The organism is Afipia sp. MLSD5-FHT05B12 (assembly GCF_058793355.1).
Window position 1 is genome coordinate 38,461 of sequence record NZ_JBXAFS010000013.1, and the last position, 19,082, is coordinate 57,542.

14 protein-coding genes and 1 tRNA gene are annotated in these 19,082 nt (G+C 62.2%); 10 read left to right on the forward strand and 5 right to left on the reverse strand.

The window, feature by feature from the left end:
* Positions 1-31 precede the first annotated feature (31 nt).
* Positions 32-1,210, reverse strand: coding sequence for an OpgC domain-containing protein (locus AC1Q6J_RS16635; protein WP_492280325.1), 1,179 nt, complete (start codon positions 1,208-1,210; stop codon positions 32-34).
* A gap of 235 nt (positions 1,211-1,445) precedes the next feature.
* Between AC1Q6J_RS16635 and AC1Q6J_RS16640 the strand changes: the two genes are divergently transcribed.
* The 5 genes from AC1Q6J_RS16640 (at position 1,446) to AC1Q6J_RS16660 (ending at position 7,483) form a co-directional block, all read left to right on the forward strand.
* A complete protein-coding gene (locus AC1Q6J_RS16640; protein WP_492280326.1) occupies positions 1,446-1,751 on the forward strand; it encodes an ETC complex I subunit in 306 nt (101 codons plus the stop codon).
* 397 nt (positions 1,752-2,148) lie between these two features.
* Positions 2,149-3,753, forward strand: coding sequence for a carboxyl transferase domain-containing protein (locus AC1Q6J_RS16645; protein ID WP_492280327.1), 1,605 nt, complete (start codon positions 2,149-2,151; stop codon positions 3,751-3,753).
* A 14-nt stretch (positions 3,754-3,767) separates the two neighbouring features.
* Complete coding sequence (locus AC1Q6J_RS16650) at positions 3,768-4,547, forward strand: enoyl-CoA hydratase/isomerase family protein (protein ID WP_492280328.1); 780 nt, start codon at positions 3,768-3,770, stop codon at positions 4,545-4,547.
* A 4-nt stretch (positions 4,548-4,551) separates the two neighbouring features.
* Positions 4,552-6,576, forward strand: a complete 2,025-nt coding sequence (locus tag AC1Q6J_RS16655) for an acetyl/propionyl/methylcrotonyl-CoA carboxylase subunit alpha (RefSeq protein WP_492280329.1) — start codon at positions 4,552-4,554, stop codon at positions 6,574-6,576.
* 4 nt (positions 6,577-6,580) lie between these two features.
* The gene (locus tag AC1Q6J_RS16660) at positions 6,581-7,483 is read left to right on the forward strand and encodes a hydroxymethylglutaryl-CoA lyase (protein WP_492280330.1); all 903 of its coding nucleotides are present in this window, start codon (positions 6,581-6,583) and stop codon (positions 7,481-7,483) included.
* Positions 7,484-7,631: 148 nt separating this feature from the next.
* Here the strand turns inward: AC1Q6J_RS16660 and AC1Q6J_RS16665 are convergent, their stop codons facing one another.
* Positions 7,632-8,753, reverse strand: a complete 1,122-nt coding sequence (locus AC1Q6J_RS16665; protein WP_492280331.1) for a DUF5938 domain-containing protein — start codon at positions 8,751-8,753, stop codon at positions 7,632-7,634.
* Between the two features lie 30 nt (positions 8,754-8,783).
* Complete coding sequence (locus AC1Q6J_RS16670) at positions 8,784-9,587, reverse strand: SDR family NAD(P)-dependent oxidoreductase (RefSeq protein ID WP_492280332.1); 804 nt, start codon at positions 9,585-9,587, stop codon at positions 8,784-8,786.
* 502 nt (positions 9,588-10,089) lie between these two features.
* Here AC1Q6J_RS16670 and AC1Q6J_RS16675 point away from each other — a divergent pair.
* Both AC1Q6J_RS16675 and AC1Q6J_RS16680 read left to right on the forward strand, forming a co-directional pair.
* The gene (locus AC1Q6J_RS16675) at positions 10,090-10,830 is read left to right on the forward strand and encodes a TetR/AcrR family transcriptional regulator (protein WP_492280333.1); all 741 of its coding nucleotides are present in this window, start codon (positions 10,090-10,092) and stop codon (positions 10,828-10,830) included.
* Positions 10,831-11,020: 190 nt separating this feature from the next.
* Positions 11,021-11,248: a pentapeptide MXKDX repeat protein gene (locus tag AC1Q6J_RS16680; RefSeq protein WP_492280334.1), complete on the forward strand. Its 228-nt coding sequence runs from the start codon at positions 11,021-11,023 to the stop codon at positions 11,246-11,248.
* A gap of 92 nt (positions 11,249-11,340) precedes the next feature.
* Here AC1Q6J_RS16680 and AC1Q6J_RS16685 read toward each other — a convergent pair whose 3' ends face one another.
* The gene (locus tag AC1Q6J_RS16685; RefSeq protein ID WP_492280335.1) at positions 11,341-11,682 is read right to left on the reverse strand and encodes a DUF6481 family protein; all 342 of its coding nucleotides are present in this window, start codon (positions 11,680-11,682) and stop codon (positions 11,341-11,343) included.
* Positions 11,683-11,922: 240 nt separating this feature from the next.
* Here AC1Q6J_RS16685 and AC1Q6J_RS16690 point away from each other — a divergent pair, with 240 nt between their 5' ends.
* Positions 11,923-12,693, forward strand: a complete 771-nt coding sequence (locus tag AC1Q6J_RS16690) for an outer membrane protein (protein ID WP_492280336.1) — start codon at positions 11,923-11,925, stop codon at positions 12,691-12,693.
* Positions 12,694-12,952: 259 nt separating this feature from the next.
* Complete coding sequence (locus AC1Q6J_RS16695; protein WP_492280337.1) at positions 12,953-13,252, forward strand: HU family DNA-binding protein; 300 nt, start codon at positions 12,953-12,955, stop codon at positions 13,250-13,252.
* Between the two features lie 105 nt (positions 13,253-13,357).
* On the opposite strand, the gene AC1Q6J_RS16700 is transcribed toward AC1Q6J_RS16695, so the two are convergent.
* A tRNA-Arg gene (locus tag AC1Q6J_RS16700) sits at positions 13,358-13,434 on the reverse strand.
* A gap of 306 nt (positions 13,435-13,740) precedes the next feature.
* Between AC1Q6J_RS16700 and AC1Q6J_RS16705 the strand changes: the two genes are divergently transcribed.
* Positions 13,741-18,966, forward strand: a complete 5,226-nt coding sequence (locus AC1Q6J_RS16705) for an alpha-2-macroglobulin family protein (protein WP_492280338.1) — start codon at positions 13,741-13,743, stop codon at positions 18,964-18,966.
* Positions 18,967-19,082: the final 116 nt, after the last annotated feature.

The window sequence follows — 19,082 nt, forward strand, 5'->3', positions numbered from 1 at the left end:
GCCCGCAGCGCGGCCGCGCCCGGCTTTGGGATCAGGCCCCGGGGGCTGCGGAAGCCTGAGGTGCTGGCGCTTTGGAGGGGGCCGTCCGTGCCGACGGCTTGTCCTGCTTCTTTGACCAGTTTCCGTAATAGGCGACGGCAGTCAGGATCGCGACTCCACCGATGCTGACGCCGAGTTGCGCCCAGACGGTGCCCCAGCTCAGCATCAGGATGAAGTGCGCGACGAAGGAGAGGAATATGCCGACGCAGAACACCTGAAGCGACTGCTGTCCGCATTTGATCAGAGGATCGAGCCACTTCGACTCGAGCAAACTCCAGTCCTTGGGCACAAAGCGTGTGATAAAGAACGCGATCACCACGAAATGGATCACGCGATACGGTGCCAGGAACGTCTTGTCGTTCGGATTGAAGGCGTCATAGAGCCACTTCGGAAACAGCGCTCCGAAGGGCTCGAAACGGCCGGCCATTGTCATGATCAACGCAAAGACGAGATAGAGGGACCCCGCGACCAGCAGCCATCGCGACGTGATCACCGAACGGGATTCGATCGCGCCGCCCAGTGCGAACCATGCGCCGAACACGAACAGCAGTTGCCAGGTGTACGGGTTGAAATACCAGGAGCCGACCGGATAAGCCGAGAAGTTCCAGCCGAATTGACGGGCTGCGAAATACAGCACCAGCGAAGCGATCATCACCAGGTCGGGCTTGCGCAGCATCAGCCACAGCACCGGCGGGAAGAAGCCCATGAGGATGATGTAGAGCGGGAGCACGTCGAGATTGACGGGTTTGAAGCGCAGGATCAGTCCCTGAGTCAGGGTCTGGATCGGATTTTCGACCAAGCCCGCGACGTTGAACTCGTTGAGGATGTCCGGATCGGCGTAACGCAGCGCGACCCAGCCGATCGCCGCGATATAAATCACAAACAGAATGACGTGCGCGACATAGAGCTGCCAGACGCGCTTCCACAACCGCGTCGAGCCGACGATAAAGCCGCGATCGAGCATCATCTTGGCGTAGACGAACGACGCTGTGTAACCGGAGATGAAGACGAACAGGTCGGCCGCGTCACTGAACCCGTAGTTGCGCGGGGTGACCCAGTTGATGACGTTGTTGGGAATGTGGTCGAGAAAAATCCACCAGTTAGCGATACCGCGGAAGAAATCGAGCCGGAGATCGCGGCCCTTCTCTGGGAGTGTTGCCTGAATTTCCATGAGTACCGTTTCGTGATGAGATCGAACCAAATAACGCCAGCGGAACGCCTACCCGACCCAAGCGGTCCGACATTGTCACCGCGTTTCGAACCGACTATACCAGAACCCGCCGTAGAAAGTCTCGTTCCGGGCAGGCATGCTCACAGTATCTAGATGTTGGCCGGCATCCGAATCTCATGCTTTTTACCTATGCGTTCGATGCCATAACGATCAGGCTCAGGGACCCGCTAGCTCCATGACCGCAAGAATCTTCAAACCTGCCAAAAATGCGATGCAGTCCGGGGCTGCCAAGACGAAGGCGTGGCAACTGGATTATGAGCCCGAACAGCCGCGGGTGATCGAGCCGCTGATGGGCTGGACCAGCTCCGGGGACATGAAGCAGCAGGTGACCCTGCGTTTTGATACCAAGGAAGACGCTGTCGCCTATTGCGAGCGGGAAGGCATCGCGTATCAGGTGCTTGAGCCGAAGGAATTGCAGCCGCGCGTGAAGGCCTATGCGGACAATTTCGCCTTCCGCCGCGTCGAGCCGTGGACGCACTAGGCCTGACGCCTTGCGTTGAACGCTTGGGACTTCGTCTTGTGAATTTGCCCCGGCAAATGTCGGGGACATGACATTTCCCGATGCCGCTTTGTCCTATTGAGGGCGTCTGACCCTCCGCAAGTCTCTCCGCAAAAGTTGTGGTTGCATTCAGCCGCCAAGCAGTGACACCTTGCGGGTCGAAGCCGTCCGGAAAGGACGGAAACTAGTGTCCTGAATCCGAAGTTCGCCTTATTCTACAGCGTCTTCCGGAGCGAACTTCGGATTCAACAGGACACTAGAAATTATAAATTCTAGTGTGGTTTTGGTTCGCTAGTCCGCAAATGGACGTGCTGCGAAAACGTTGCGGACTTGCGAACCACCACACTAGCAAGATCAAAACATTACGCGGCGGGAAACAATGGCACTTCGTTCCGGACTCGATCCCAAATCGGCCGATTTCACCCGCAATGCGGAAGTCATGCGGACCCTGGTCGCGGACCTCCGGGACAAGCTTTCGCAGGTGGCGGGCGGCGGCGGAGAGGCCTCGCGCGCGAAGCATACGTCCCGTGGCAAGATGCTGGCGCGAGACCGCGTTGACCTGCTGATCGATCCGGGCACGGCTTTCCTCGAGTTCTCGCCGATGGCGGCTTACGGCCTCTACGGCGGCGGCGTGCATTCCGCCAGCATCGTGACCGGCATCGGCCGGGTCTCGGGCCGCGAATGCGTGATCGTCGCCAACGACGCCACCATTAGCGGCGGCACTTACTATCCGATGACGGTGAAGAAGCATCTGCGCGCGCAGGACATTGCGCGGCAGAACAATCTGCCATGCATCTATATGGTCGATTCCGGCGGCGCATTCCTGCCGCAGCAGGATGAGATCTTCCCCGACGAGAAGCACTTCGGCCGCATCTTCTACAATCAGGCCAACATGTCGGCGCAGGGCATTCCGCAGATCGCCATCGTGATGGGATCATGCACCGCCGGCGGCGCTTACGTTCCGGCTATGTCGGACGAAAGCATCATCGTCCGCAATCAGGGCACCATCTTCCTTGGCGGTCCGCCGCTGGTGAAGGCTGCGACCGGTGAGGTCGTGACGGCGGAAGAACTTGGCGGCGCCGATGTTCACAGCCGCCACTCCGGCGTGACCGACCACTACGCGCAGAACGACAGCCATGCCATCGGCATCGCGCGCCGCATCGTCGGCAATCTCAATCCGGCGACATCGTCAGCGACCGGATTGCGTGAGCCGCGCGACCCGCTGTTCGAGCGCGAGGACATCTACGGTGTGGTGCCTGCCGACGCGCGGAAGCCGTTCGATGTGCGCGAGATCATCGCGCGGATCGTCGATGGCTCGGAGTTCGAGGAGTTCAAGAAACTCTACGGTACGACGCTGGTCTGCGGCTTCGCCCATATCTGGGGCTATCCGGTCGGCATCATCGCCAACAACGGCATCCTGTTCAGCGAGAGTTCGCTGAAAGGCGCGCATTTCATCGAACTTTGCTGTCAGCGCGGCATTCCGCTGCTGTTCCTGCAGAACATCACCGGCTTCATGGTCGGCAAGAAATATGAAGCAGGCGGTATCGCACGCGACGGCGCGAAGCTTGTGACGGCGGTGGCGACGGCCTCGGTGCCGAAGTTCACCGTGGTGATCGGCGGCTCCTACGGCGCGGGCAACTACGGCATGTGCGGCCGCGCATACAGTCCGCGCTTTCTCTGGATGTGGCCGAACGCACGCATCTCCGTAATGGGCGGCGAGCAGGCGTCGATGGTGCTGAGCCAACTGCGCCGCGACAATATCGAGGCCAAGGGCGGCACGTGGTCGGCGAAGGAAGAAGATGCCTTCCGCAGCCCGATCCGCGAACAGTACGAAACTCAGGGCCATCCGTACTACGCGACGGCGCGGCTGTGGGACGACGGCGTGATCGATCCCGCCGACACGCGCCTGGTGCTAGGGCTCGGACTATCCGCCGCCGCTAACGCTCCGATCGAGCCGCCGAAGTTCGGCGTGTTCAGAATGTGATGCGGAGCCTGGCGATGACCGATCTTGTCCGCATCGAGCGCGATCAGGACGTGGCGCGTGTCACGCTGAACCGCCCGGAACTGAACAATGCGCTCAACAGGGAACTGATCGAGGGACTGCGTTCCGCATTTGAGAGCGTCGCCGGCGATCGCTCTATCGCAACGCTGGTGCTGGCGGGCGAGGGCAAGAGCCTCTGCGCCGGTGCCGACATCAGTGCGATGCGCGAGGCAGGCTCTTATACGCGCGAGGAGAACATCAACGACGCGCTGCCGCTGGTGCGGATGTTGTCCGCGCTCGACCGCATGCCGCAGACCACCGTGGCGCGGGTACAAGGCCCGATCTATGGCGGCGGCGTCGGCGTGGTTGCGGCCTGCGACATTGCCATCGGATCTTCGGAGGCGACGTTCTGCCTGTCCGAAGTGCGTCTCGGGATCGTGCCGGGCATGATCAGTCCCTACGTGCTGCGCGCCATCGGCGAACGCACCGCGCGGCGCTACTTCCAGACCGCGGAAGTGTTCGGCGCGGCGGAAGCGATGCGGATCGGATTGCTGCACGAAGTCGTCGCGCCCGATGCGCTGGACGAGCGCATTGCGAAGATGCTCAAGCAATTGAAGGCCGCAGCGCCGGGCGCGCGCAGCATCGCCAAGAAGCTTGCGGGCGACATCGCCGGGCGTGCCATCGACGAGGCCCTGATGACCGAGACCGCGCAACTGATCGCCGATGTGCGGGCCAGGCCGGAAGCCCGAGAGGGCCTCTCCGCATTTCTTGAAAAGCGCAAACCGTCGTGGACCTGATCCGATGAACGCCAAAGCCGTCACCAAGTCCGCAGCGCTGTATCGCCGGTTCGGCACTTTGCTGATCGCCAATCGCGGCGAAATCGCCTGCCGTGTCATCAGGACCGCGCGCGCCATGGGGCTGCGCACCGTCGCAGTCTATTCGGAAGCGGACGCCGATGCGCTTCACGTCGCCATGGCGGACGATGCCGTGTTGCTCGGGCCCGCGCGGGCACGCGACAGCTATCTCAACATCGACCGCATCATCGAGGCTGCGAAGACAACCGGCGCGGAAGCAGTCCATCCGGGTTACGGGTTTCTGTCGGAAAACGCCGGGTTCGCGCGGCGCTGCGCGGCCGAAGGCATCGTGTTCGTCGGCCCGACCGCCGAGATGATGGAGGCGATGGGCTCGAAGTCCGGCTCCAAGGCGCTGATGGAAAAGGCCGGCGTGCCTCTGGTGCCCGGCTATCACGGCGAAGCCCAGGACGAGAAAACATTAGCCGATGCCGCCAACAAGATCGGCTTTCCCGTGCTCGCCAAGGCGTCAGCGGGCGGCGGCGGACGCGGCATGCGCATTGTCCGCAGCGCGGATGAACTGGCGGCGGCGATTGTCAGCGCCAAGCGCGAGGCACTTGCCGCGTTCGGCGATGACCGGATGCTGATCGAGAAGTTCGTCCAGAATCCGCGCCACATCGAGGTGCAGATCATCGGCGACAGTCATGGCAATCTGTTGTCGCTGTTCGAGCGCGAATGCACCTTGCAGCGCCGCCACCAGAAAGTGATCGAGGAAGCGCCATCGCCGACGCTCAATCCCGCGCAGCGTGAGGCTGTGTGCGAGGCTGCCCGCAAGGCGGCTGGCGCGGTGAATTACGTCGGCGCGGGTACCATCGAATTCGTCTCCGACGGAAAGGAGACGTTCTTCATTGAAATGAACACCCGGCTTCAGGTCGAGCATCCGGTGACCGAACTGATCACCGGCGTCGATCTGGTCGAATTGCAGTTGCGGGTGGCGTTCGGTGAAAAGCTGCCGCTGACGCAGGACCAGATCAGGCTGAACGGTCATGCCATCGAGGCGCGCGTCTACGCCGAGAATCCGAGCAAGAACTTCATGCCCTCGGTTGGGCGCATCCGCACCTGGCATACGCCGGAGGAAGTGGACGGTCTGCGCATCGACGCAGGCTATGGTGAGGGCAAGACCGTCTCGCCGAACTACGATGCCATGCTCGCGAAGGTCATCGCCTGGGCGCCGACGCGCGATTTGGCGATCTCGCGGCTCAATCGCGGACTAATCGAAACCGACGTTCGCGGCATCGTCACCAACATCCCGTTCCTGTCCGCGCTCATCACCCATCCGGACGTTCGCGCCAATACCATCGACACCAGCTTCATCGAACGCGAGCTTGCGAAGCTCACTCCGGCTGAAGCGGAACTGACCGATCTTGAGCTTGGCGCGGCTGTTGCCGCGATCCTGCAAAGCGAGGCGGCCGCAGCACGCAGCGACGTGAAGTCGCCATGGCACGCATCCGCTGGCTGGGCCGCGGTCGCTGCGCGTCGTCGCCGGTTTATGTTCCGGCAGGCGGATGGCACCGAGCGCAAAGTATCGATGCGCTATGGGCAGGGGCCCTCGACGCTGGCGATCGATGGACGGATTATCGCGTTCGCAAGTTCTGTATCGCCACGCGGCGGCATAGATCTTGTGCTTGACGGCGTGAAGCATCATGTGACGGGTTTGCTCGATGGTCACGAGGTCTACATCCGAACCCGTAACGGACGGTTCGAGGTTCACTGGGTCGATCCATTCGGCACCGAGGACGAAGAACAGGCGGGCGCCGACCGCGTTGTGGCGCCGCTGCCGGGCACCGTGGTTGCGATCCTCGTGGAGGAGGGCGCGGAGGTCGAGAAGGGCGCTGCGATCCTGACACTGGAAGTGATGAAGATGGAACAAACCTTGCGCGCGCCGTTCGCAGGCACGGTGAAGCAGTTGAAGTGCAAGGTCGGCGATATCGTGCAGGAAGGCGTCGAACTCGCCGAAATCGAACCGAAAGCGTAAGCGTATGAGCGATCAGGTCCGCATTGTTGAAGTCGGCCCCCGCGACGGGCTGCAAAACGAGAAGACGCCGGTCTCGGCGGAGGCGCGGATCACGTTTATCGAAAACCTCGTCAAGGCAGGCCTTCACACCATCGAGGTCGGCAGCTTCGTGTCGCCGAAGGCCATTCCGCAGATGGTCAACTCGGATCAGGTGCTGCGCACCGTTAACCACCATCCCGGTTACGAATTCCATGTTCTCGTCCCCAACGAGAAGGGCTACGAGGCCGCGAAGGTTGCGGGCGCAAAGGTGATCGCGGTGTTCGCATCGGCCTCGGAAGGATTCTCGAAAGCCAATATCAACTGCACCGTCGCGGAATCGATCCAGCGCTTTGTTCCAGTGATCGAGCGCGCCAAGGCCGACGGCATCAAGGTGCGCGGCTATGTCTCCTGCGTACTTGGCTGCCCCTACGACGGTGAGGTGAAGCCCTCCGCGGTTGTCGATGTGACGAAGAAGCTTTGGGATCTCGGCTGCTACGAGGTCTCGCTGGGTGACACTATCGGCGTCGGCACGCCCTCAAAGGCGCGGCAGTTGCTGCGCGCGGTCGCAGGCGAGGTGCCGATGCGACATCTCGGCATGCATTTCCATGACACCTATGGTCAGGCGCTTGCCAATCTCTATGCCGGTCTGGAGGAGGGGGCTCGCGTGATCGATTCCGCTGCTGGCGGTCTCGGCGGCTGTCCTTATGCGCCGGGTGCGACCGGCAATGTCGCCACCGAGGATGTTGTCTATATGCTGGAAGGCATGGGCGTTCAGACCGGCGTGGACATGACGCAGCTTGTTGCCGCGACCAACGACATTGCCAAAATCCTCGGCAAGCTGCCGGTGAGCCGCGTTGCATCCGCGCTTAACGCCAAGGCGCGCGGTTAGAATATTCTGATCGTCATCCTGAGGTGCGAGCTCTTGCGAGCCTCGAAGGGTGACAGTATGTGGAGCCCGTCGCCCTTCGAGGCCTCCGCTCCGCTTCGGCACCTCAGGGTGACGGGACCGCGCGAGAGTCGCCCCGGTGTCCTTCGTCTTACTGATGAACGGTCAGGACCGGATTCATCACCAGACCGAAGCTGCGCAGAATGCCCAGAATCTCCCGGTGCCCGAAAGCCTGACAGGCTGACGCGAAACCGGCGCGCTTGGGGGCCTGTTGAAGCAGCGAGAACGCCGCGTAAGCCTGCATCAATCCGGTCTGCTTGTAGTTGCAGTTGCCGTGGATCACGCAATGCGCTCGGCCGAGCGGTCCTGACGCATAGACAGAATCGAGCGAGATATTGACCCGCGGATTCTCGCGCGGCGGCATGCCGGCCTGGATCGAGGCAGCGATGTTCGCCAGCGCCGCCTGCTGCTGATCGGGCGGCAGCGGCTTGATCTGCTCCTCGAACATCTTCTGCGTCGCGACGAAGCCTTCCATCACCTCGCGCGCGAACACTCCGCCCATGGCCTTGCAATTCGAGACGCGTGGATCGTCCTTGAACCACACCGGATGCGAGGTGCCGGCCCATGGCGTCACCAGCGCGGGCGCGTGCTGCCCCGGCACGTTGACGTCGAGATGCGTATTCTGCGGCCACTCGACGAACTTGTTCTGTTCGAGGTGATACCACTTCGCCTGGAGGATCGCGAAGATCGTCTGCGTCGATGCGTAGGTCGGGAAACCCTTCCACAGCACCAGGATATCGAGCGAGTCCAGTCCTGGCGTCTCAAGGCAGATGTTCGCGGCGATCTCGCCCGTGGTGTACATCTGCGCGATGCCGGGCGACAGCAGCAGGCCCTTGCTCGCGAACTGCGCGCCCCACCTCTCCTTGCAACTGAGTACCCAATCCTGCTCGCCGGTCGTGTCAGTGTAGTGTGTGCCCGCCGCGAGGCAGGCTTCGACCACTTCCGGGCCGAACTGGCTGAAAGGTCCGACCATGTTGCTGACCACCTTCGCGCCCTTGAACAGCTCGGTCAGCGCCTTGACGGTGTGCTCGACCTGCACGACTTCGTATTCAGCGGTTTCGATACCGGGAACCTTGTCCAGCACCTGCTGCACACGCGCTTTGTCGCGGCCGGCGGCGATGAAGGGGACGTTCAACTCACGCAGGTATTCGCAAACAAGGCGGCCGGTGTAACCGGTGACGCCGTAAACGACGACGGGCTTTTTCGTTGTCATGATGTCTGTTCCTTTGATCTGTTTGCGGAGTCACATGCCCATTCCGCCGTCGACCGGCAGTCCAGCGCCGGTGATGAAGCGGGCGGCGTCGGAACACAGGAAGACGGTTGCGTCCGCCATGTCTGGAATTTCGCCGAGACGGCCGAGCGGCGTCTGGCCGACGACGTCGCCGATGGCTGCTTCTCCGCTCGGGTAAAGCCCCGCCGCGACAACGTCGCCCGCGAGTTGCATGCCCATGTCGGTCGGCACCAGTCCCGGATAGATGCAGTTCACGCGCACGCCGTAGCCGAGCTTGCCCGACTCCATCGCACCGACGCGGGTCATGCGGTCGACAGCTGACTTGGTCGCGGAGTAACCGGCGATGCCGGGGAATGCGATGGTGGCGGCGACCGATGCGATGTTGACGATCGCGCCGCCTTTGCCAGCCGCGCCGCCCGGGCGCATGGCACGGAATGCGTGCTTCATGCCGAGCGCGGTGCCGACGATGTTGACATTGCACATGCGCTGCAGGTCGTCGGCCTTGGCGTCCACCAGCAGCGACGTGATCTCGATGCCGGCGTTGTTGACGAGGATGTCGAAGCCGCCCAGCCTGGAGATCGTCGCCGCCACGGCGGCGGCCCAGCTTGCGTCGTCGGTGACATCGAGGGGGACGAAGTCCGCTTTGGCGCCGCCAGCGGAGAGCGACTTTGCCGTTTGCTGGCCGAGATCCGTCAGCACGTCGCCGATCACGACCGAGGCTCCGGCTTTTGTCAGGGCTTCGGCCATGCCGGCGCCGAGACCGCGCGCGCCGCCGGTCACCAGCGCCTTGCGTCCGGTCAGATTGAATACGCTCATGTGGTTTCCTCCAGGGTTGTCTTTTGTTGAGCAGGCAAGCGGGTGCCATCCGTCAGCGGAGATCGCTGCCGTTCAGTTGTTCTGTAGTGAGAAGAGCCCGTCGCGACGGCGGCGATTGCTGCCGCCGTTCGTTACGCTTCGCGCGTTGCCGCGGCGAGATCCGGCAATGTTTTCGGGAGCGGGAGAAGGCCGATGTTCAGACCGGCGACAGGACCGATGGACCGTTTGCAGGTGCCTGCAAGCCGCATTTTATCCTCCCTGATGTTTTCCTCTTGTCCCTCTTGGCGGGGAGCATCGCGATCAGAGGCTCGTCTTTGACAATTGTCAAGAAAATTTATACAATCGTCAAGAAAATGCTGGTCAAGTGTCCAATCGGACTTTTCCTGTGTTGCGTGGTTCACAGAAGCGGCCTCGCGAAGATTCTAGACAGGCGCACATGAGAGCTTGATCTGAAGCGATCCGGTGTTATCCCTGAAACGGGGATTTGAAAGGCTGAGGAACAATGGCTGCGGCCACGATCGAAAAAGTTGACCGCATCAACGGGCAGCGGGTCGACAAATTTGCTGAGCGGCGCGCGGAACTCGCCCAGGCTGCGCTCCAGACGCTGTCTGAACTCGGATATGCAAAGACCAGTCTGCGTGAGATCGCGCAGAACTCGATCTTTTCGCATGGCGTGCTGCACTACTATTTCAAGGACAAGGTCGATCTGATGACGTGCTGCGTCCGCCAATACAAGGCGGTCTGCGTGACGCGTTATGACGAGGTTGTCGCCGGTGCGGAAACCCATGAGGAACTCCTCGAGGGATTTCTGTCCGCTTTGAGCGAGACCGTCCGCAACGACGCGCAGATGCACCGGCTCTGGTACGACCTGCGTTCGCAGTCGCTGTTCGAGGAAGAGTTCCGGGCCGACGTACTGGAAATCGACAAGAGCCTGGAGAACATGATCTGGCGGATCATGAGCCGGTTTGCGGAACTGACCGGTGAGCCCCAGCAACTGACGCCGGCGGTGCTTTACGCCGTTTTCGACGGGCTGTTTCAGCAGTGCCTGCTCAAGCATCTGGCCGGAGATGCGCACGCCATCGCACAGATGCAGGCCGACGTCCGCGCAGTCCTTTCGCGGTTCGCGAAGAAGCCTGCGACCCCGGTCAAAGCCGGTGCGGTCAAGGGCAAGGCGGCTGTTCGCAGGCAGAAAACCCCGCGTTCAGGAAAGCGCACGACGGCAAGCAGCCGCGCGCGCGCCTAACGGACCGACTCCGGCCCCATCACCAGATCCGGCAGCCATGTCGGCGCGTGCCTTCGTGGCGGTTGGAAAGTTCCGGGAAGCCGCAGGTGTGAAAATTATCGCCCGTCCGCGGTAACGAAGCCCGTTTCTCAACGAAGACCCTGAAGCGACCTTCGTCGCACCAGAAAACGGATTGAGAGGACGAACTTAAATGGCACGCACCACACGTTTCGCGCTCGGCGCCACCGCTGCAATTCTTTCGCTTGGCCTGGCGTTCGCGCCGGCGGCCTTCGCCCAGGACAAGATGTCCAAGGATGGCATGAAGAAGGAAGACGCGATGTCGAAGGACGGCATGAAGAAGGACACCATGTCGAAGGATGGCATGAAGAAAGACGGCATGGCCAAGGACGGCATGAAAAAAGACGAGATGAAGAAGTAAATCTTCATCCCGTCTTTTTGCTTTTCAGCAGGCTCGCCCGATGAGGGTGAGCCTGCTGAACTATGAATTCGTCACGAGACGATGTTGCGATACTACTTCTTTGCCTTGCGCGCAGCGTAGCGCGCATCACGTGCAGCCTTCTGCTTGGCCTTGAGATCCGCTTCGGCGGCTTCCTTTTCGGCCTGGAGACGGCGTGCCTCTGCCTCCGCCTGTGCAGCGAGTTCGGCTTCGCGCGCCAGCTTTTCAGCCCGGGCGGCTTCGCGCAGCTTCTGCGCCTCCGCGCGGGCGGCGGCCTGTGCCTGCCGTTCGGCGGCCTTCTTCAGAACCTCAGGATCGTCAGGTCCCGGCTTGGCCTTGAATTTCTCGAGAATGTTCTTCCTGGCGTTCTGCGCGGCGGCCTGCCGGTCCGCAAAACTCGGCTCCTTAAAACCCATATGGTCGATATCTTTCTGTGTTCAGCGTTTCGCTGGGCGGCTTGTATCAGATTTTTGGCACGTGTTTGGAATTTGCCGCCTGAACCAAATAGGACAGCAAAACTGTCCAAAATGGTACCGGGATGAGGAAAAGTACTGGCTGTGGCCTTCAGGTGACAGACTTTAGCCGCCGACCATGATGGTATTCGAGGACGGTTCGGCTCGCCATCATTTTGAGCTTCTTTTTCTTTGGAGCATTACATGCGCAATTTCTTGATCGCGGCCGCAGCCGTCACGGTACTTTCGGCAGGCACTGCCTCCGCCGCGGACATGGCACCCCGGCCTTATGTCAAGGCACCTCCAATCGTACAGGTTTACAGCTGGACCGGTTTCTACATCGGCGGCAACGTCGGTGGGCAATGGCTGGATTCCAGCTACGACGCCAGCTACCCGACTTTGGCCCTGTTGGGATCGCGCGGTCTGCGTGACACGAGCGTGATCGGCGGCGGCCAGATTGGCTACAACTGGCAATTCTCCCCGAACTGGCTGCTCGGTATCGAAGGCGACATCAGCTACGCCGATCACAATACGGGTGCAGTGATGATTCAGGCCGGGCCTCCGGCTGACCACATCGATGGCAATGCACGTTTGAGAACGCAAGGCGCGATCCGTGGACGCCTGGGCTGGACCTCAAATGCATGGTTGCTGTACGCGGTCGGCGGTGTCGCATTTGGTCAAACGGAAACAACCCTGAGCATCGTGCGTGATGGCGTCGGCGCCGACTCACGTACCAATTCGGATACCCGGGTCGGCTGGACGGTTGGTGCCGGCGTCGAATACATGATGACGCCGAACTGGATCGTGGGCGTTGAGTATCGCTACACCGACCTCGGCCGCGCCGATGTCTCGGTTCCTGCGGGAGCCTTCCCGGCAGGGCATGGGATCGCATTCGGCAGCGCCGATTATCGCACCAACGACGTCAGGGGCCGCATCAGCTACAAGTTTGGTGGACCGGTCGTCGCCAAGTACTGATTGATGATGCACTGAAGACTACGGACGACACTTACCTTTTTACTTTCTCCAGTTTTCAGACTTAAGCCCGGCCTCGTGCCGGGCTTTTTGCATGGTGCTGGTGGCGATCCCGGTGGAATTCGAATCTGAAACCCGCGGAGCAGAAAATCTGGGGATTCCATGCGAATTGAGTGCATTGCTGGCCGGGTTTCGCGCTAATTCCAGCTTTATCGGCCGCAAACGACGTAAAGTCTGCTGGCACGAATCACTGGGAGCCAACATGGCAACGCAACTGACTAAATCGCAGCTGATCGAGAAGATCGCTTCGGAAAACGAAATCGCAAAGAAGGACGTCAAAGGCGTCCTCGAAACCCTCGCCACCATCGGCTACAAGGAACTCAAGAAGACGGGTGTCTTCCTGGTGCCGGGTTTCGCGAAATTCGTTGTGATCAAGAAGCCGGCCACCAAGGCGCGCAAGGGCACCAACCCCTTCACCGGCGAGCCGATGACCTTCAAGGCGAAGCCAGCCCGCAAGATCGTTCGGGCGCGGCCGGTCAAGGCCGCAAAGGACGCGGTTTAACCGCAAGTGTCCAAAGCCCGCCGGGTCGCACCGGCGGGTTTTTCGCAATGCGGCCGAGGAGATTGTTTCCGGCTGCGGCTGCAAGCGCGCATTTCATTGAAATATTGGCGATCCCGGCAGGATTCGAACCTGCAACCCGCGGAGTAGAAATCCGCTACTCTATCCAGTTGAGCTACGGGACCGTTGCGGCTCTCATACCACCGCGAACGTGAAAAAACCGCCACCCGGCGATGAAATTTCTGAACCTTTCCGGTGGTTCGGCCGACAGACAGGCGGGGCGTACCCGAGGGCCCGCGTTGCCTTTGGCATCTCCGACCTAAAGTCCTGTGTTTGCCGGGTCAATGGCTTGGTGCGCTCATTCGCAACGCATGTGCGCGGCCGTCGCGCGGAATCTTTTGACCCGATATCGGTACGACCATGAGTCCGTCACGATTCGCGCATTGTCTGTATTCAAGGCGACCCACGTTCGCCCGCAGGGAGTTTTCATCATGATTGGTCTGGTCCGCGCCATTTCGGTTTGCGCCACGCTCGCGCTTGGTCTGGTTTCAGCCCATGCCGCCGACAAGGCATTCAAGCGGGACGATCTGGCTGACTCGGCGATCCGGCTCGAGGCCCAGATCAAGACCGAGGCCGGGATCATCAACAAGACGGCGGCGACGCTGAAGTCCGACACGGATGCTGCCTTCAAGCGCAGCGACCTGCGCGGCGCGCTGGTCCTGCTGGGGCAGACGGCCGCCGTGGCGCCCGAGGACAGCGGCAACTGGCTGCGGCTGGCCAGGACGGTCTTCCAGATCCGCCCCTCCGACAATCGCGAGCGCACCTTTTTCCATGAGCGCGCGTCCACGGCGGCCTATATCGCCTATCAGCGCGCCGCGAACGCGGGCGAGGAAGCCGACGCGCTGGCCGTGCTGGGCAGCGCACTGGCGGAGCGGAAGCTCTGGCGTCCGGCGCTCGATGCGCTGCGCCTGTCACTCGACCAGAAGGAGGTCGCGGACGTCCGCGGCCAGTACGAAAAGCTGCGCGACGAGAAGGGCTTCCGGCTGCTGGATTACAGCGTGGATTCGGACTCGGCCTCGCCGCGCGCCTGCTTCCAGTTCTCCGAAGACCTCGCCAAGCGGACGGACTTCAATCCCTTCGTGGCGCTGGGAGGCACCGACAGCCCGGCGCTGACCTCCGAAGAAAAGCAGCTGTGCGTTGAGGGCCTCAAGCACGGCGAGCGCTACACCATCAATCTGCGCGCGGGTCTGCCGTCGACCGTGAAGGAGACGCTGCCGAAGTCCGCCGAGTTCAACATCTATGTGCGCGACCGCAAGCCGTTCGTCCGCTTTACCGGCCGCGCCTATGTGCTGCCGCGCACCGGCCAGAAGGGCATCCCGCTGGTCAGCGTCAACACGCCGTCGGTGTCGGTGAACATCTTCCGCATCGGCGACCGCAACCTGATCAACTCGGTCCTGGGCAGCGATTTCCAGCGCAGCCTGTCGAGCTATGAGTTGTCCGATCTCGGCAACGAGAAGGGTGTCAAGGTCTGGACCGGCGAGGTCGCCACCGCGCAGACCCTGAACGCCGATGTCGTCACCGCATTCCCGATCGATCAGGCTGTCGGCGATATGCAGCCGGGCGTCTACGTGATGACGGCTGCGGCCAAGGGGCCGGGATCGTCTTCGGGCGACGACGATTCAAGCTCACTGGCAACGCAATGGTTCATCGTTTCGGATCTCGGCCTGACGGCGTACTCCGGCAACGACGGCGTCCATGTGTTTGTCAATTCGCTGGCATCGACCGAGCCCACGTCCAATGCGGAAGTTCGGCTGGTCTCGCGCAGCAATGAAGTGCTCGCCACCCGCAAGACCGACAGCGCGGGTCACGTGCTGTTCGAAGCTGGACTGGCGCGCGGTGAGGGCGGCCTGTCGCCCGCGCTGCTGTCCGTCTCCGGCGACAAAGGCGACTACGCGTTCCTGAGCCTCAAGTCCAACGCGTTCGACCTGACCGATCGTGGCGTTTCCGGTCGCACGGTGCCAGCGGGACCGGACGCCTTCGTCTATGCCGAGCGTGGCGTCTACCGCTCCGGCGAGACGGTCTACCTCACAGCGCTGTTGCGCGACGGCAAGGGCAATGGCGTGACCGGCACGCCGCTGACGCTGGTGGTCGAGCGCCCGGATGGCGTGGAATTCCGCCGCTCGGTGGTGCCCGATCAGGGCGCTGGCGGCCGCAGCCTGACTTTGCCGCTCAATTCAGCCGTGCCGACCGGCACATGGCGGGTCCGGGCGTTCACAGATCCGAAGGCGCCGTCGGTGGGTGAAACCACCTTCATGGTTGAGGATTATGTTGCTGATCGCATCGAGTTTTCCTTAATTTCCAAAGCAAAAGAGATAACGGCTGAAGTTCCAGCGGAACTTGAAATCGATGGCCGCTTCCTCTACGGCGCTCCCGCGTCCGGCCTCGCCCTCGAAGGCGACATGCTGGTCGCCACAGCTTCGGATCGTCCGGGCTTTGCAGGCTACAAGTTCGGCGTGGCGGACGAGGAAACGTCCAGCAACGAACGCACGCCGCTGGAAAATCTCCCGGAGGCGGACGCCAACGGCAAGGCGACCTTCAAGGTCAGCTTGCCCAAGCCGCCGTCATCGACCCGTCCGCAGGAAGCGCAGATCTTCGTGCGCATGGTGGAAACCGGCGGCCGCGCGGTCGAGCGCAAGCTGACGATTCCGGTCGCGCCCAATGAGGCGATGATCGGCGTGAAGCCGCTGTTCGCCGACAGGAATGTCGCCGAGGGCAACCCCGCCAACTTCGACGTTGTGTTCGCAGCGCCCGACGGCAAATCGCTGGCGCGTAGCGATCTGCGCTACGAACTGCTCAAGCTTGAGTCCCGGTACCAGTGGTATCGGCAGGGCTCATCCTGGGATTACGAGCCGGTGAAGTCCACCAAGCGTGTGGCCGATGGAGCTATCGCCCTGGCGGCCGACAAGCCCGCGCGCATCACCGTGTCGCCGCAGCCCGGCCGCTATCGTCTCGACGTGAAGACCGGCGACAACGATGGCCCGATCACCTCGGTGCAGTTCGATGTTGGCTGGTATTCCGACGGCAGCGCAGACACGCCGGACCTGCTGGAAACCTCTATCGACAAGCCGGAATACAAGTCCGGCGACACCATGGTGGTGTCGGTCAACGCCCGTACCGCAGGCAAGCTGACGATTAATGTGCTGGGCGATCGCCTGCTGACCACGCAATCCACCGACATCAAGGAAGGCCAAAACAAGATCAACATCGCTGTCGGCAAGGACTGGGGCACGGGCGCTTATATTGTCGCCACGCTGCGCCGCCCGCTCGATGCCGCTGCTCGGCGGATGCCGGGCCGGGCCATCGGCCTGAAATGGTTCGGCATCGACAAGGCCGACCGCACGCTCAAAGTGAGTTTGACGCCGCCTGCGCTGGTGCGTCCGGGCACGGTGCTCAAGCTGCCAGTGAAGATTGAGGGGTTAAGCCGCGGTGAAGACGCGAAAATCGTGGTGGCTGCTGTCGACGTCGGCATTCTCAACCTGACCAATTACAAGCCGCCCGCGCCGGATGACTACTATCTCGGCCAGCGCCGCATGACGTCCGAAATCCGCGACCTCTATGGGCAACTGATCGATGGCATGCAGGGCACGCGCGGGCAGATCCGCACCGGCGGTGACGGCGCTGCCGCAGAACTAAGCGGCAGCCCGCCGACGCAGAAGCCGCTGGCGCTGTATTCGGGCATTGTCACGGTCAGCGCCAACGGCACGGCGGAAGTCGCCTTCGACATTCCGGAGTTCGCCGGCACCGCGCGCATCATGGCGGTCGCATGGACCGCGACCAAGGTGGGCCGCGCCAACACCGACGTCACCGTTCGCGATCCCGTGGTGTTGACGGCGACGCTGCCGCGCTTCCTGCTCAGCGGCGATCGCGGCACCATGAATCTCGATCTCGATAACGTGGAAGGCGCGGCGGGCGATTACGTCATCAGCGTCAAAACATCGGGTCCGGTGAAGCTCACCGGCAATCCTGCGACCACCATGCGGCTGGCCGCGAAGCAGCGCAGCACTGTCGCGCTCGCCATCGATGCGGCGGGCGGGGCCGGGCAGGCGGCGCTCGATGTCGATATCAAGGGCCCGAACGGGCTGACACTGGCGCGCCACTACGCGCTCGACGTCAAGGCGGCGACGCAGATCCTCGCGCGCCGCTCGGTGCGGACTCTGGCGAAGGGCGAGAGCCTGACGCTGACGTCCGACATGTTCAGCGATCTCGTGCAGGGCACCGGCGGCGTTCAACTGTCGGTCGGTCTGTCCACCGCGCTCGATGCCGCGACGATCCTGAAGGCGCTGGACCGTTATCCGTTCGGTTGTTCCGAGCAGATCACCAGCCGCGCCATGCCGCTGCTCTACGTCAATGATCTCGCGGCGGAGAACCATCTGGCGCTGGATACGGCGGTCGATCAGCGCATCAAGGATGCCATCGACAAGCTGCTCGCGCGGCAAGGCTCGAACGGGTCGTTCGGGTTGTGGTCGGCGGGCGGCGACGATGCCTGGCTCGATGCTTACGTCACCGACTTCCTGACGCGGGCCCGCGAAAAGGGCTTCGCCGTGCCGGACATCCTGTTCAGGACGGCATTGGACCGCATCCGCAATTCGGTGGTCAACGCCGATGAGCCGGAGAAGGACGGCGGCCGCGATCTCGCCTATGGCCTCTATGTGCTGGCGAAGAACGGCACCGCGCCGATCGGCGATCTGCGTTATCTCGCCGACACCAAGCTGAACAACATCGCGACCCCCATCGCCAAGGCCCAGCTTGCTGCGGCACTGGCACTGGTCGGCGACCGTGCCCGCGCGGAGCGGGTGTATTCGGCGGCGGTCAATAGTCTCAATCCGAAACCGGCGCTTGAGTTCGGCCGCATGGACTATGGCTCTTCGCTGCGCGACGCTGCGGCGCTGGTCTCGCTTGCCAGCGAAGGCAGCGCGCCGAAGGCGACGATCAGCCTTGCGGTCGAACGGGTCGAAGCCGCGCGCGGCCTGACGCCTTACACCTCGACACAGGAGAACGCGTGGCTGGTGCTGGCGTCACGGGCGCTATCGAAGGAGGCGAACAGCCTCGCTGTAACGGTCAACGGCGAAGTTGCGAAGAACGCGGTTTACCGCAACTATCGCAGCGCGGACGTTGCGGCAAAGCCGATCACCATCACCAACAGCGGCGAGACGCCGGTGCAGGCGGTGGTCTCGGTCACCGGCGCGCCGGTCACGCCGGAGCCAGCGGCGTCGAACGGCTTCAAGATCGAGCGCAACTTCTTCACGCTTGACGGCAAGCCTGCCGATCCATCGAAAGCGAAGCAGAACGACCGCTTCGCCGTCGTGCTGAAGGTCACCGAAGCCAAGCCGGAGTTCGGCCGCATCATGGTGGTCGACTATCTTCCGGCGGGCCTTGAGATCGACAATCCGAAGCTGGTGTCGTCCGGCGATAGCGGAACGCTCGACTGGATCGAGGATGGCGAGGAGCCGGAGAACACCGAGTTCCGCGACGATCGCTTCAGCGCAGCGATTGAGCGTGAAGCGAAGGACGAAGCCGTGTTCACAGTCGCCTACATCGTGCGCGCGGTCTCGCCCGGCAAATACGTGCTGCCGCAGGCCTATGTCGAGGACATGTACAATCCCTCGCGCTATGGCCGCACCGGCACCGGAACGGTTGAGGTGACCAAGGCGAAATGAGCGAGAGACCAGACACCAATGTTTCTCCATCGTCACCCCCGGGTTTGTCCCGGGGATCCGAGCCTTTCTTTTCTAAAGGGAAACAAGACGTGGATGGCCGGGACATAGGCGAGCGA

Bases quoted from the DNA above. Each gene is read 5' to 3' on its own strand.
- AC1Q6J_RS16665 (WP_492280331.1), bottom strand. From the start codon at position 8,753: ATGACAACGAAAAAGCCCGTCGTCGTTTACGGCGTCACCGGTTACACC.
- AC1Q6J_RS16645 (WP_492280327.1), top strand. From the start codon at position 2,149: ATGGCACTTCGTTCCGGACTCGATCCCAAATCGGCCGATTTCACCCGC.
- AC1Q6J_RS16650 (WP_492280328.1), top strand. From the start codon at position 3,768: ATGACCGATCTTGTCCGCATCGAGCGCGATCAGGACGTGGCGCGTGTC.
- AC1Q6J_RS16680 (WP_492280334.1), top strand. From the start codon at position 11,021: ATGGCACGCACCACACGTTTCGCGCTCGGCGCCACCGCTGCAATTCTT.
- AC1Q6J_RS16705 (WP_492280338.1), top strand. From the start codon at position 13,741: ATGATTGGTCTGGTCCGCGCCATTTCGGTTTGCGCCACGCTCGCGCTT.
- AC1Q6J_RS16695 (WP_492280337.1), top strand. From the start codon at position 12,953: ATGGCAACGCAACTGACTAAATCGCAGCTGATCGAGAAGATCGCTTCG.
- AC1Q6J_RS16640 (WP_492280326.1), top strand. From the start codon at position 1,446: ATGACCGCAAGAATCTTCAAACCTGCCAAAAATGCGATGCAGTCCGGG.
- AC1Q6J_RS16670 (WP_492280332.1), bottom strand. From the start codon at position 9,587: ATGAGCGTATTCAATCTGACCGGACGCAAGGCGCTGGTGACCGGCGGC.
- AC1Q6J_RS16675 (WP_492280333.1), top strand. From the start codon at position 10,090: ATGGCTGCGGCCACGATCGAAAAAGTTGACCGCATCAACGGGCAGCGG.
- AC1Q6J_RS16685 (WP_492280335.1), bottom strand. From the start codon at position 11,682: ATGGGTTTTAAGGAGCCGAGTTTTGCGGACCGGCAGGCCGCCGCGCAG.
- AC1Q6J_RS16655 (WP_492280329.1), top strand. From the start codon at position 4,552: ATGAACGCCAAAGCCGTCACCAAGTCCGCAGCGCTGTATCGCCGGTTC.
- AC1Q6J_RS16690 (WP_492280336.1), top strand. From the start codon at position 11,923: ATGCGCAATTTCTTGATCGCGGCCGCAGCCGTCACGGTACTTTCGGCA.
- AC1Q6J_RS16660 (WP_492280330.1), top strand. From the start codon at position 6,581: ATGAGCGATCAGGTCCGCATTGTTGAAGTCGGCCCCCGCGACGGGCTG.
- AC1Q6J_RS16635 (WP_492280325.1), bottom strand. From the start codon at position 1,210: ATGGAAATTCAGGCAACACTCCCAGAGAAGGGCCGCGATCTCCGGCTC.